At 59.9% G+C, this 13077-nt stretch carries 13 protein-coding genes; 11 read left to right on the top strand and 2 right to left on the bottom strand.

Features of this window, described 5'->3' with window-relative positions; genetic code table 11:
- The first annotated feature begins 19 nt into the window (after nt 1–19).
- Entirely contained in the window at nt 20–562 is a 543-nt protein-coding gene (locus ACYPYQ_RS10750; RefSeq protein ID WP_459723838.1) for a DUF2062 domain-containing protein, read from the top strand.
- A 19-nt stretch (nt 563–581) separates the two neighbouring features.
- Here ACYPYQ_RS10750 and lolD read toward each other — a convergent pair whose 3' ends face one another.
- On the bottom strand, nt 582–1274 hold the full coding sequence (lolD, locus tag ACYPYQ_RS10745; RefSeq protein ID WP_459723837.1) for a lipoprotein-releasing ABC transporter ATP-binding protein LolD: 693 nt from the start codon (nt 1272–1274) through the stop codon (nt 582–584).
- On the bottom strand, nt 1267–2508 hold the full coding sequence (locus tag ACYPYQ_RS10740) for a lipoprotein-releasing ABC transporter permease subunit (RefSeq protein WP_459723836.1): 1242 nt from the start codon (nt 2506–2508) through the stop codon (nt 1267–1269). Before ACYPYQ_RS10740 ends, lolD begins: the two co-directional genes overlap by 8 nt.
- Nucleotides 2509–2557: 49 nt before the next feature.
- On the opposite strand from ACYPYQ_RS10740, the gene ACYPYQ_RS10735 reads away from it, so the two are divergent.
- From ACYPYQ_RS10735 to ACYPYQ_RS10690, 10 genes are all read left to right on the top strand, one after another.
- On the top strand, nt 2558–3565 hold the full coding sequence (locus tag ACYPYQ_RS10735; RefSeq protein ID WP_459723835.1) for a hypothetical protein: 1008 nt from the start codon (nt 2558–2560) through the stop codon (nt 3563–3565).
- Between the two features lie 32 nt (nt 3566–3597).
- On the top strand, nt 3598–5139 hold the full coding sequence (locus ACYPYQ_RS10730) for a cyclic nucleotide-binding domain-containing protein (RefSeq protein WP_459723834.1): 1542 nt from the start codon (nt 3598–3600) through the stop codon (nt 5137–5139).
- 107 nt (nt 5140–5246) lie between these two features.
- Entirely contained in the window at nt 5247–6215 is a 969-nt protein-coding gene (locus ACYPYQ_RS10725) for an acetyl-CoA carboxylase carboxyltransferase subunit alpha (RefSeq protein WP_459723833.1), read from the top strand.
- Between the two features lie 37 nt (nt 6216–6252).
- A complete protein-coding gene (tilS, locus tag ACYPYQ_RS10720; protein ID WP_459723832.1) occupies nt 6253–7575 on the top strand; it encodes a tRNA lysidine(34) synthetase TilS in 1323 nt (440 codons plus the stop codon).
- 72 nt (nt 7576–7647) lie between these two features.
- Complete coding sequence (locus tag ACYPYQ_RS10715; protein ID WP_459723831.1) at nt 7648–8631, top strand: TRAP transporter substrate-binding protein; 984 nt, start codon at nt 7648–7650, stop codon at nt 8629–8631.
- A 63-nt stretch (nt 8632–8694) separates the two neighbouring features.
- Complete coding sequence (locus ACYPYQ_RS10710) at nt 8695–9219, top strand: TRAP transporter small permease (protein ID WP_459723830.1); 525 nt, start codon at nt 8695–8697, stop codon at nt 9217–9219.
- Entirely contained in the window at nt 9216–10496 is a 1281-nt protein-coding gene (locus ACYPYQ_RS10705; protein WP_459723829.1) for a TRAP transporter large permease, read from the top strand. Before ACYPYQ_RS10710 ends, ACYPYQ_RS10705 begins: the two co-directional genes overlap by 4 nt.
- Nucleotides 10497–10621: 125 nt before the next feature.
- Complete coding sequence (locus ACYPYQ_RS10700; protein WP_459723828.1) at nt 10622–11230, top strand: hypothetical protein; 609 nt, start codon at nt 10622–10624, stop codon at nt 11228–11230.
- Between the two features lie 13 nt (nt 11231–11243).
- The gene (locus tag ACYPYQ_RS10695; RefSeq protein ID WP_459723827.1) at nt 11244–12074 is read left to right on the top strand and encodes a hypothetical protein; all 831 of its coding nucleotides are present in this window, start codon (nt 11244–11246) and stop codon (nt 12072–12074) included.
- A 9-nt stretch (nt 12075–12083) separates the two neighbouring features.
- The gene (locus ACYPYQ_RS10690; RefSeq protein ID WP_459723826.1) at nt 12084–12923 is read left to right on the top strand and encodes an REP-associated tyrosine transposase; all 840 of its coding nucleotides are present in this window, start codon (nt 12084–12086) and stop codon (nt 12921–12923) included.
- Nucleotides 12924–13077: the final 154 nt, after the last annotated feature.

Here is a 13077-nt window from a genome sequence, read left to right as displayed (position 1 = left end):
CGAGCATTAGAATCCCGTCATGCGCAAATTCTTCCGTGAAAGATTGCCCGGTCGCGATGGCGTGCTGCAGAACCGCTGGCTGCAGCCTGTCCGGCACTGGCTGCATCATCCCAACCTGTGGCATCTGAATCGTCATTCGGTGGCGGGAGGTGTCGCCCTTGGCCTATTCTGCGGACTGATCCCCGGCCCGTTCCAGATGCTGTTCGCTGCGTTGATGGCGATGTGGGTGCGTGTCAATCTGCCGGTGGCGCTGGCGACGACGCTCTATACCAATCCGTTCACCATCGTGCCGCTCTATCTGTTGGCACACCGTATAGGCTTGCTTGTTTCGGGTACCCCAGCCCAGGGGCCCGTCGCGGACTTCCCGGAACTGAGCTGGCAGGATGGATTCGAGCAGATGTGGCAGTGGCTGCAGACCTTGGGCGAGCCGTTGCTGATCGGCTTGCCTATCCTTGCGGCAAGTCTGGCGGTCATCGGATATTTTGTGGTGCGTTTCGCCTGGCGGCTGGCGGTGCAATTGAAATGGCAGCAACGTGCAAAACGCCGCATAGCAGGTCATTGAGGCACGATCCCGATAGCCGTTAACCTGACGTCAATACACCGTCCACCAGTCGCAAGCTGCGCTGCATCCGGCCGGCCAGCTCCAGATCGTGGGTCACGATGATGAAGCTGGTCTGCAATTGGCTGTTCAGTTGCTGCATCAATTCAAACAGGGCATGCGCGCTGCCGCGATCCAGATTGCCGGTCGGCTCGTCGGCCAGCACGCAGGCGGGGCGGGTGACCAGTGCACGGGCCACGGCGACACGTTGGCGTTCGCCGCCGGAAAGCTCGGCAGGCAGATGGCGCAGACGGTGTGCCAGCCCCACTTGTTCCAGCATCGTTATCGCCTGCGGATGCGCTTCTGCCGGCTTCATGCCGCGTATCAGCAGCGGCATGGCGACATTCTCCATGGCCGTGAATTCCGGCAGCAGATGATGGAACTGGTAGATGAAGCCCAGCGAACGGTTGCGCAGTTCGCCGCGCTGTCGCTCGTTCAACCTTGCCACGTCCTGCCCCAGGATGCTGACACTGCCGCTGCTGATGCTGTCCAGCCCGCCCAGCAGGTGCAACAACGTGCTCTTGCCGGAGCCCGAAGCGCCGACGATGGCGAGGCTCTCGCCGCGTGCCAGATCGAGGTCTACCCCGTTCAGTACGGAGACGCTGAGGTCGCCCTGCGCGTAGGTCTTCTTCAGATCGCGGCAGGTGATGACCATCCCGGAATCCTGCTCACTCATAGCGCAATGCCTCCGCCGGTTGAACTTTGGAAGCGCGCCAGCTCGGATAAAGCGTGGCGAGCACGCTGATCAGGAACGACATGCTGGCGACGATCAGAACGTCGGCCTGGCGCAGGTCGGAGGGCAGTTCGCTGATGTAATAGAACTCCTTGGCGAGGAACTGCACGCCGAACAGATCCTCGATGAAGGGCACGAGGGTGCCGATGTTGAGCGCCAGCGTCACGCCGCCGATCACGCCTATCGCCAGGCCGACGAGTCCGATCAGCACGCCCTGCACCATGAATATCTGCATGATGCTGCGCGGCGACGCGCCCAGCGTGCGCAGGATGGCGATGTCGGCCTGCTTGTCGGTGACTGCCATCACCAGTGTGGAGACGATGTTGAACGCAGCGACCAGCACGATCAGCGACAGGATGATGAACATCATCTTCTTCTCCATCGCAACCACCGCGAAATAGCTGGCGTTCTGGCGCGTCCAGTCGGTGGTCCACAGATCGACCGGGAGCTTGCCTTCCAGCGCGCGCGCGATCTGCGGTGCGCGATCGAGCTCATCGACACTGCCGCTGATGCCGCTCACCGTTTCACCCATGCGGTACAGTTTTTGCGCGTCGTGCAGGTGTATCAGTGCCAGCGCATTGTCATAGGGTGACATGCCGATTTCGAAGATGCCGCTCACCTTGAATTGTTTCAGGCGCGGCAGCATGCCGGCAGGAGTGAATTGGCCTTGCGGGGTGATCAGCAGCAGCGGATCGCCGACGCGCGCGCCCAGGGAGCGTGCCAGATCGACGCCGAGCACGATGCTGTATTCGCCCGCTTGCAGGCTGTCCAGCGATCCATGTTCCATCTTGTCGCCGAGCGCGATCAACTGCTGTTCGGCATCGGGCACGATGCCGCGCACCATCACGCCCTGCACGCGTTCGCCCTGCGACAACATGCCCTGGCCGGTGACATAAGGGGCGGCGGCGCGCACGCCCGGATGTGCGGCGACCGTATCCAGTGACTGCTGCCAGTCCGCGATGCCTTCACTGCCGATCACTTGCAGGTGGGGGGTGATGCCGAGGATGCGCGCACGGATCTCCTTCTGGAAACCATTCATCACCGACAGCACCACGATCAGGGCCATCACGCCCAGGCCGATGCCGAGCATGGAGATCAGCGAGATGAAGGAGATGAAGTGGTTGCGGCGCTTGGCGCGGGTGTAGCGCAGACCGACGAAAAGTTCAAAGGGTTGCAAAAGGAATCCCCGTGTTTTTAACGGGCGTTAGTGTGCCACAAGGCGCAGGGTGGCGAATGCTAAACTCGCGGCCATGGAGCATCTTCATCTCATCATCCCTGACCTCATCCTGCCGCGCGATATCGCCCCCGGCATGCAGGCGGAACTTGCCTTTATCGAGAAGATGCTGGCACGTGCCGCGCATACGGTACTGCCTGCATGCTCAACCGAAGCACGTTTGTGCGAGTTGTTCGGTGTCGCCAGTGCCGCGCCTTTGCGCGCCGCGGGCGACGGTCTCGAAGTGGCCGGTTACGCATGGATGTGTGCCGATCCGGTCGAACTGCAGCGGCAACCCGCCCAAGTGATGGTGCGGCCGGATGTGGTCTGTACGGCTGAAGAGGCGATCGCTTTTTGCGAACTACTGAATGCGCATTTCGTTGCGGACGGCATCAGCTTCCACGCGCCGCACCCGCAGCGCTGGTATCTGCGACTGGCCGAGATCGGTGACGTGACCATGCCCACTCTGGGCAGTGCCGCCTGGGGGGACGCGCGAGAGATGATGCCGCAGGGCAGGGATGCCGTGCGCTGGCGTGCGTTGGGCAACGAGATACAGATGCTGTTGCATGGACACGCCTTGAATCAGGGGCGATTGGCAGCAGGAACGCCGCCGGTCAGCAGCCTGTGGCTATGGGGAGGTGGCCGTCCCGAAGGGATAGCCACTGTGCTCAATGCTGCCGGCGGCGATGAGCCTTTGGTGACCTTTGCGCGCGCCGCCGGGATGCGCCGCTTCGATCGTTTGGTGGATATGCTGGCAAGCGATGCAAAACTTGGTGTCTGGCTGGCGACCGCGCTGCAGCCTCCAATGCGACAGTACGACTTCTATCGCTGGCGCGAGGAGCTGCTCGCGATGCAGCGCGAGTTGCTGCAAGTCGTCTGGCAGGCATTGCGTGACGGGAGGTTGCATACGCTCTCACTGGAAGTGCCAACCGCAGAGGCAATGCATCGCTTCGATCTGAAGGCGGGCGACCGCTGGAAGGTGTGGCGTCGCCGCCAGCCATTGGCTGTCTATTCTGTGTAGAATCGTCGCAACACGTAATTGAGGATGCAGGCATGGATTTCTGGCGCGATGTGATGGGGGTGTTCTGGGGGCCGGAATCGTTCCCCCTGCTGGTGATGGTGCTGGGATTGTTCTTCCTGCTGCATTATTTCCTGCGCGATGAACGTCCCAGCATCATCAACACCGTCATCTTCTATTTCGTCTGTGTGTTAGGGCTGTTCATCGCGGGGGTGCTGCATGCGCTCGGGATAGCGCGCGGTGCGGACATCACGCACGAGGTCGCAGTGATCGGTGCCGGTGTGGCGGTGATCCGCCTGTGGGGTCTGGTGGTGTTCCGCCTGATACTGCCAAGGATCAAACTCACCCCGCCACGCATCACCGAAGACATCTTCGTCATCATCGCCTATGTCGCCTGGTTCATGGTGCGGCTGCGCTATGCCGGGCTTGACTTGGGCAGCATCGTCGCGACGTCGGCGGTGATCACGGCAGTGATCGCTTTCGCGATGCAGGACACCCTGGGCAACATCCTCGGTGGTCTGGCTTTGCAGCTCGACAATTCCATCGAAGTGGGTGACTGGATCAAGGTGGACGATCTCTCCGGCAAAGTGGTAGACATCCGCTGGCGCTCCACGCTGGTCGAGACGCGCAACTGGGAGACGGTGGTGTTCCCCAATTCGCAACTGATGAAGAACAAGTTCATGGTGCTGGGACGCCGTACCGACCAGCCGGTGCAATGGCGGCGCTGGGTGTGGTTCAACGTGTCGCTGGAAGCGCCCGCCCCCCGGGTGATACGCGTGGTGGAAGAAGCCATCCGGCAGACCAGCATCCCGAACGTGGCGACCGATCCGGTACCGAACTGTGTGCTGATGGATATGGACGACAAAGGCTATGCGCGTTATGCCATGCGCTACTGGCTGACCGACCTGATGCCGGACGACCCGACCGATGCCATGATCCGCTGGCATATCATGACTGCGCTGCAGCGGGCCGGTCTGAAGCTGGCGGTGGACGAGCGCCACGTCCATCTGACCAAGGAGAACGAGAAATACGAGGATGCACAGCACCAGCATGAGGTGACGTTGCGCCTGAAGACCTTGCACCGTATCGACCTGTTCTCGTCCATGACCGAGGAAGAACTGAAGTGGCTGGCCGAACATCTGCGTTTCGCCCCTTTTGCCAAGGGTAATCTGATCACGCGGCAAGGGGATCAGCAGTCGCACGGTCTCTATATCCTCATTCGCGGTGAAGCCGAGGTATATATCGAAGCGGAACACGGCGAGCGGCGCACCCTCAACATCCTGCACAAGGGGGATTTCTTCGGCGAGATGGCTTTGCTGACCGGCGCGCCGCGCCGTGCTTCGGTGGTAGCGTTGACCGATGTCGAGTGTTACCGCCTGGACAAGGAGGCTTTCGAGGAGATATTGCGTGCACGCCCCACCATCGCGGAGGAGGTCTCGCACATGCTGGCTGTGCGCACGGCGGAACTCAACAGCGCCAAACAGGATATCGATGCGGTTTCCAGCCAGCCGGACATCACGCAAAGCAGCAGCGAGATACTGGCCACCATCCGGCGCTTCTTTTCGCTCGGAAAGTAAGGTATTGAAAGGACTGGGTTCCTTATATTTCAGTGCGCAACCCTTTCTGTCCGCCGCACGCCATGTTGTATCATGCCGCCCGTGAATGACCCCCTGAGATAGCTACTATGAAACTGACCTTCCTGGATTTCGAACAACCGGTCTCCGAACTGGAGAACAAGATCGAGCAGTTGCGCTACGTGCAGGATGATTCCGCGCTGGACATCTCCGACGAGATCGGCCGCCTGCAGAAGAAGAGCCAGAGCCTGACCAAGGATATCTACGCCAAGCTCACCCCCTGGCAGATCTCGCAGGTGTCGCGCCATCCGCAGCGTCCTTACACCCTGGATTACATCGAACACCTGTTCACCGATTTCGAGGAACTGCACGGCGACCGCGTGTATGCGGACGATCCGGCCATCGTCGGCGGGCTGGCCCGCTTCAACGGCCAGAGCGTGATGGTCATCGGCCACCAGAAAGGCCGCGACACCAAAGAACGCCAATATCGCAACTTCGGCATGCCGCGTCCGGAGGGCTACCGCAAGGCGATGCGCCTGATGCGTCTGGCCGAGAAGTTCGGCATCCCCATCATGACCTTCATCGACACCCCGGGCGCGTACCCCGGTGTGGGGGCCGAAGAGCGCGGCCAGTCCGAGGCCATCGGCCGCAACCTGTACGTGATGGCAGAACTGCGCGTGCCCATCATCTGCACCATCATCGGCGAGGGCGGTTCCGGCGGTGCGCTGGCTGTTGCCGTGGGCGACGCCTTGCTGATGCTGCAATATGCGACCTATTCCGTGATCTCCCCGGAAGGTTGCGCCTCCATCCTGTGGAAGAGCGCGAGCAAGGCCGAGGAAGCTGCCGAGACTCTGGCGATCACCGCCACCCGTTTGAAGACGCTCGGTCTGGTCGACAAGATCGTGAGCGAGCCATTGGGCGGCGCGCACCGCGATTACGAAGCGACCATGTCCAGTGTGAAGAAGGCTTTGGCCGAGGCGCTCAAGCAGGCTCAGGGCAAGTCCACCAACGATCTGCTGCAGACGCGTTTCACGCGCCTGATGGGCTACGGCAAGTTCAAAGAGATCGAGCTCCAGTAATCGCGGAAGCGCATCAGTCCTGACGCGACGTTCGACGATGTCGCACACCTCATTCCACTCTAAACCATTGCATGATCGCATCGCGGCGCAGCTCGCGCCGCTGCTGCCTGCGGGCAGCAGGCTGCTACTCGGCTTGAGCGGCGGCATGGATTCGGTCGTGTTGCTGCACATCCTCCATCGTATTGCCCCGCAACTGGGCTGCAAACTTTCCGCCATGCATGTCCATCACGGCATCAGTCCGAATGCCGATGCCTGGGCGCAGTTCTGCACGGAACTGTGCGAACGCCATGCCATCCCGCTCGAGATCAAACATGTGGATATCGCGCCGCTGAAGGATACGCACGGCATCGAGGCTTCGGCACGCAAGCTGCGCCATGAAGCTTTCGCCGAAAGCGATGCGCGCTATATCGCGCTGGCGCACCATGCGGACGATCAGGCGGAGACGCTGATGCTGCAGTTGTTGCGCGGGGCCGGATTGCGCGGCGTCTCCGCCATGCCCGCCGAGCGCGAGCAGGGCGGGCAGCTGGTGCTGCGGCCCTTGCTGGCATGCAGCCGGGAGGTGTTGCTCGTCTATGCGCAACAGCATGCGCTGGAATGGATAGAGGACGAAAGCAACGCCGACGATCGCTATCCGCGCAATTTTTTGCGCCACAGACTGTTCCCGCTGCTGGAGGAGCGTTTCCCGGCCTGGCGCGATACGCTGGGACGCAGTGCGCAACATTTCGCCGAGGCCGCCGGGATACTGGATGAAGTGGCGCAGGCGGATGGTGCGGGAGAAAAGTTGCTGTCAGTGGCGCGACTGGATGCTTTGTCTCCTGCGCGCCGCAAGAACCTGCTGCGCTACTTTTTGCACGGGCAGGGTGCGCCGATGCCGCAGGAAGCACAACTCGACGACATGCTGCGCCAATTATGCGGGGCGCGCGACAACGCGGATGTGTGTGTGAATTTCGGCGAGTGGCAGGTGCGCAGGTATCGCGGGCATATCCATGTGATGCGTGCGTTGCCGGCATTCGATACTGCCTTGCGTATTGATTGGCGGGGAGAGGCGTCGCTGTACTGGCCTCCATTGCAGTGTGAAGTGTGTTTCACCCGGACCGTCGGCGAAGGCATCAGTCGAGCAAAATTAGCGCAAGGACAGTTGAGTCTGCGATTGCGTAGCGGCGGCGAGACATTGCGCCCGCACCCGCTCGCCGCGCGGCGCAGCATGAAGAACCTGCTGCAGGAGCATGGCGTACCGCCCTGGCAACGTGAGCGGCTGCCCTTGCTGTATTGCGGCGAGGCGCTGGTGAGTGTGGTCGGCGTGGCGGTCGCTGCAGAGTTCCAGGCGGAGGAGGGGGAGCAATCTGTAATGGTGGCGTAAGCAGGATTGGCATATGATGCGGCAACAGTTGCAAGCCGTCACCGTTCCAGTCAACTCTTCGGGGAGAAGAAAATGAAAATCTTGAGCGTCGTGTGCAGTGCCCTGTTGTTCAGTCTGTCCCTCTCCGCGCAAGCGGCTCCCATCGTCATCAAATACAGTCACGTGGTCGCCGACACCACCCCCAAGGGTCAGGCGGCGCTGAAGTTCAAGGAGGTCGCAGAGAAGCTGTTGCCGGGCAAGGTCGAGGTGCAGGTGTTCCCCAACAGCCAGCTGTTCGGCGACGGCAAGGAGATGGAAGCCCTGCTGCTGGGCGATGTGCAGATCCTTGCGCCCTCGCTGGCCAAGTTCGGCAAGTACACCAAGAAGATACAGATCTTCGACCTGCCATTCCTGTTCGACGACATCGATGCCGTGGGACGTTTCCAGAACAGCGCAAAAGGACGCGAGCTGCTCACCTCGATGTCTGACAAGGGCATCGTCGGATTCGGATATATCCATAACGGCATGAAGCATCTTTCCGCCAACAAGCCGCTGCGCACGCCGGCGGATGCCAAGGGGCTGAAATTCCGCATCCAGCCGTCCGAGGTGCTGGAGGCGCAGTTCCAGGCGGTCGGGGCCAACCCGCAGAAGATCGCTTTCGCCGAGGTTTACCAGGCTCTGCAATCCGGGGTGGTAGATGGCGCGGAGAACCCCTGGGCCAACATCTACACCAAGAAATTCCACGAAGTGCAGAAGTACATCACCGAGAGCGGCCATGGCGTGCTCGATTACATGGTGATCGCCAACGATGAGTGGTGGAACGGCCTGCCGGCGGACGTGAAGCAGGGGTTGAGCCAGGCGATGGCGGAATCCATCGCCTACGGCAACCAGGTTGCGCTGGATGAGGATATGGCCTTCCGCCAGAAGGTCATCGACGACAAGAAGGCCAAGCTGATCCAGCTGACGAAAAAAGAGCGGGCGCAATGGCGCGACGCGATGAAACCGGTGTGGGCGAAGTTCGAGGCGGATATCGGCAAGGATCTGATCGATGCCGCAGTAGCCGCCAACAAGAAGTAACAAGAGCAAAGAGCCGGGTTGAGCAAGCCCCCGCCATGCACGGGGGTACCACAGGGAGGCGGCATGAAGTTATTGAAACGACTGGACGAATGGCTGATTGCCATTCTGCTGGCGGCGATGACGCTGCTCACCTTTGCGCAGGTCGTCATGCGCTATGTGTTCAACTCCGGTTTCACCTGGGCGCAGGAACTCACCACCATCCTGTTCGCCTTCATGATCTTCATCGGCATCTCCTACGGCGTGCGCGTCGGCGCGCATATCGGTGTGGATGCCCTGATCAAACTGTTCACTCCCAAAGTGCGCCGCATCGTGTCCATCGTCGCGGTACTGTTGTGTCTGCTGTATGCCGGCATGGTGATCTACGGCTCGTTCCAGTATGTGATGAAGATGAAGAAGATCGGCATCGAGCTGGAAGACCTGCCGGTGCAGATGTGGCTGGTGCGCGCCATCCTGCCCATCGGCTTCACCCTGCTGGCCCTGCGTTTCCTGCCGGTGCTGTATAACCTGATGCGCGGCAAGTCCGACCACCTGCGGCTGGCGAACGAGGTGGAAGAGGCGCTCAAATTGAAGCAGGAGGCGGGCAAATGAACACCCTGTTCCTGTTCTCCTGCCTGTTCTTCTTCATGGCCATCGGCATGCCGGTCGCCATCTGTCTGGGGCTGTCCAGTCTGCTGACCATCGCCTTTTTCGCCCACGACTCGCTGGCATCGTTGTCCATCAAACTGTACGAGACCAGCGAGCATTACACGCTGCTGGCCATCCCGTTCTTCATCCTCGCCGGGGCATTGATGTCCACCGGCGGCGTGGCGCGGCGCATGGTGGACTTCGCCATCGCAGCGGTCGGCCACCTGCGCGGCGGGCTCGCCATCGCTTCCATCCTGGCCTGCATGCTGTTCGCCGCCGTGTCCGGCTCCAGCCCGGCCACCGTGGTCGCGGTCGGCTCCATCGTCATCGCGGGCATGGTGCGCAGCGGCTACCCGCAGCCGTTCGCGGCGGGTGTGATCTGCAACTCCGGTACGCTGGGCATCCTCATCCCGCCCTCCATCGTGATGGTGGTATATGCCGCCGTGACCGAAGTCTCGGTCGGCCGCATGTTCATGGCCGGCGTCATCCCCGGCTTGTTGCTCGGCCTGATGCTGATGGTGGCGGTGCACTGGCGCGTGCGCAAACTGAATATCGCGCCCACGCCGCGCGCACCCCTGCGCGAAGTGCTGGGCAAGTTCCGCGAATCCATGTGGGGCTTGGCACTGCTGGTCATCATCATGGGCGGCATCTACGGCGGCGTGTTCACACCCACCGAAGCGGCGGCCGTGTCGGCCGTGTATGCCCTGTTCGTGGCAGTGTTCATCTACCGCGACCTGAAATTCAAGGACCTGCCCGAGGTGTTCGTCGAGGCCAGCCGCACCACCGTGATGCTGATGTTCATCGTCGCCAACGCCATGCTGTTCGCCCATGTGCTCACCACCGAACGCATCCCGCAGACCATCGCCGAACACATCGTGGCTTACGGCATGGAGCCGTGGATGTTCCTGCTGGTGGTCAACATCATCCTGCTGATCGCGGGCAACTTCATGGAACCGACCGGCATCATCCTCATCCTTGCCCCCATCTTCTTCCCCATCGCCACCCAGCTCGGCATCGACCCCATCCATCTGGGCATCATCATGGTCGTGAACATGGAGATCGGCATGGTCACGCCCCCGGTGGGGCTGAACCTGTTCGTCACCAGCGGCATCACCGGCATGAGCATCATGCAAGTCACCCATGCGGCCTTGCCATGGCTGCTGGTGCTGCTGCTCTTCCTCGGGCTGGTCACCTACATCCCCGAGATCAGCCTGTTCCTGCCGAACCTGCTGTTCGATTAACGTTTGGCGCTAACGCCAGCCTTCTGATCTGTCACTCACAAAGAAGAATATACAGACCATTGGGCATATATTGTTGGCGCGAGATTAAGAGGGGTGAAGAGAGATGAGTCGGGTTGGGTGCTATATTGCAAGACCTGACCCCGTTGTTCGGTAAGGATAGAACCGATACAGCAACCGTGATGCTCATTGCCGGCTACGAGAAGACCCTGACCTCGGTGGGCAGTAGCACGGCCAACTTCCTGGGCTACACCAATCAGGATGTTGTCTATGCCAACATTCTGCAGGGCCGGGCGGGTCAGTCCACCACCTCGCTGGGCCATAGCCGCGGAACCATCGTGCAGACCAATGCCTTCAACATTCTTAACAGTCGAGGCTACACCAACGGCCAACTGACGGTGCGCGGTGTGGGCGGTGCAGTGACCGCACAGACTTATACGGATGCGGCAAAGTCCGTCAATGACTATCAGGGAAAGCAAGTTTCCTTTAACTATTTTGCCGATGATCCTGTTTCGGTATGGGCGGGAGGGAATCCTGGGGCAGCCTCTCTGAGCGACCTGTGGAGCGTGATGTCGACCTCGAATAGTATGCACAGTTCTTATGGGACTGGGGCTCCCGGGAGCGGACAGGTGGAAATACTGTCGCCGAACGGGCCGCCGGGGGCGGTGCAGGACAATAGCAACCTGATTCGATTTGAAGATGGATCGAGGGTTGACTCGAATCCGATAGGTCGTTAACACAGGTGCAATTATGAGAAAAATTACTGCTGGTTGCTTGATCTTGACTGTGGTACTCACAGGCTGTGTCAGCGAAATTATTCGTAGTAACGATGATCGTTATCTTCGTCCGGGAGCATTGGATCCAGAAGTCAGGCAAGCTTTCAAACGATACGAATACAAACTGATGAATAAGTACATGGTGGGGCACGACTGGCTGATGGGAGTTTATAGCTGTCACTACAACCAGCCGATCTTCGATCCCAATGCGCCTTTGACCATTGCAGGAGATATTGATGAAAAAGATGGAGTCACATATCAATTAAGAGACAGTCCCGCCTATAGAAGAACGGGGAATATCAAATATCTGTCCATCGACCGCTACGTCCGCCCCGAATACACAGTGATCGACGTTGACGGAAAGCATCGCACGGCTAAAGGGTTTGAGCCGATGTGTAATCAAGTCTGGGTAGGTACAGGTCTCGCCTTGACCATATTGATGGTGAAATCGACCCCGGAAGATTGGGAGCCCCGGCTAAGTGCATGGGCAGGGAACATGCCACGCCAATTGGGAAAAGAGCAGGTGGGAAATAATTTATGGCAGGTACAGCGCGTTCCGATGCGGAGCAACGGAGTCTGGAGCGTGGAGGATTGGATGCTACCCATCGGGGATACCGGCTATATGTTCTTGTTTATTTTTTCGGCGGACAAAGATCGTGTCGCAGCCGCTCCCTCGGCACATTCTCAGATGCAGGAAATCTTCCGCCACCTGATCGAGTCGGTGAGGATAGAGCCGATACAGCCGCAAAGCACAAAGCACAAAGCATGGGGTCAGGTCTTGCATTATCGCATTTCACCATGCTAAGTTTGCGTCATGGCGCGACCCCTTAGACTTGAGTTAGCTGGCGGGATTTATCACGTGACCTCGCGCGGCGACAGGCGCGAGGATATTTTTCTTAACGATGCGGATCGCCTCGTCTGGCTGGAAATATTTGCCCAAACCTGCAAGCGATTCAACTGGGTCTGCCATGCGTGGTGTCTGATGGACAACCACTATCACATTGTTGTCGAAACCATAGAGGGCAACCTCGCTCAGGGCATGCGCCACCTCAATGGTGTCTATACGCAAACCTTCAATCGCACACACAAGCGCGTCGGCCATGTTTTCCAAGGGCGATACAAAGCCATCATCGTGGAAAAGGAAGGGTACCTGCTGGAGTTGGCGCGTTATGTTGTGCTCAACCCATTGCGTGCCGGGATGGTGAAAAATATTGCCGACTGGCAATGGAGTTCCTATGCGGCCATGCTCGGAGCCCAGCCTGCCCCGGAATGGCTACAGACCGATTGGATACTCGGCCAATTCTCACCGCAGCGCCGCCGGGCGATCAACCTGTATATCGATTTTGTTCGGGCCGGTGTCGGCTTGCCCAGCGTGTGGGAGCAGCTCAGCGGCCAAGTATTCCTCGGCTCGGACAGGTTCCTCAAACGCATGCAGGCGATGACGGACAAGGCCGCCATCGGCGAAATCCCGCGCGCCCAACGCCGTCCCGTAGCCAGGCCATTGGACTACTATCAAACCAAACACCCAGATGCCAAAGCCGCAATGTCTGCCGCTTACGCCACCGGCGATTACACCCTGCAAGAAATCGCCGATCATTTTGGGGTGCACTATGCGACGGTTAGCAGGGCGGTTAAGAAGGGGGACGAGATATGAGTGAGACGGGTGCTATATTGCAAGACCTGACCCCGTTGTTTTGGACGGACAAGGCCGCCATCGGCGAAATCCCGCGCGCCCAACGCCGTCCCGTAGCCAGGCCATTGGACTACTATCAAACCAAACACCCAGATGCCAAAGCCGCAATGTCTGC

The sequence above is a fragment of the Sideroxyarcus sp. TK5 genome, assembly GCF_054601595.1.
This window is presented reverse-complemented; position numbering and strand designations above follow the sequence as displayed.

Excerpts from the sequence above, each read along its gene's own strand:
- ACYPYQ_RS10750 (WP_459723838.1), top strand. The coding sequence starts at position 20 with ATGCGCAAATTCTTCCGTGAAAGATTGCCCGGTCGCGATGGCGTGCTG.
- lolD (WP_459723837.1), bottom strand. The coding sequence starts at position 1,274 with ATGAGTGAGCAGGATTCCGGGATGGTCATCACCTGCCGCGATCTGAAG.
- ACYPYQ_RS10730 (WP_459723834.1), top strand. The coding sequence starts at position 3,598 with ATGGATTTCTGGCGCGATGTGATGGGGGTGTTCTGGGGGCCGGAATCG.
- ACYPYQ_RS10725 (WP_459723833.1), top strand. The coding sequence starts at position 5,247 with ATGAAACTGACCTTCCTGGATTTCGAACAACCGGTCTCCGAACTGGAG.
- tilS (WP_459723832.1), top strand. The coding sequence starts at position 6,253 with ATGTCGCACACCTCATTCCACTCTAAACCATTGCATGATCGCATCGCG.
- ACYPYQ_RS10715 (WP_459723831.1), top strand. The coding sequence starts at position 7,648 with ATGAAAATCTTGAGCGTCGTGTGCAGTGCCCTGTTGTTCAGTCTGTCC.
- ACYPYQ_RS10710 (WP_459723830.1), top strand. The coding sequence starts at position 8,695 with ATGAAGTTATTGAAACGACTGGACGAATGGCTGATTGCCATTCTGCTG.
- ACYPYQ_RS10705 (WP_459723829.1), top strand. The coding sequence starts at position 9,216 with ATGAACACCCTGTTCCTGTTCTCCTGCCTGTTCTTCTTCATGGCCATC.
- ACYPYQ_RS10695 (WP_459723827.1), top strand. The coding sequence starts at position 11,244 with ATGAGAAAAATTACTGCTGGTTGCTTGATCTTGACTGTGGTACTCACA.
- ACYPYQ_RS10690 (WP_459723826.1), top strand. The coding sequence starts at position 12,084 with ATGGCGCGACCCCTTAGACTTGAGTTAGCTGGCGGGATTTATCACGTG.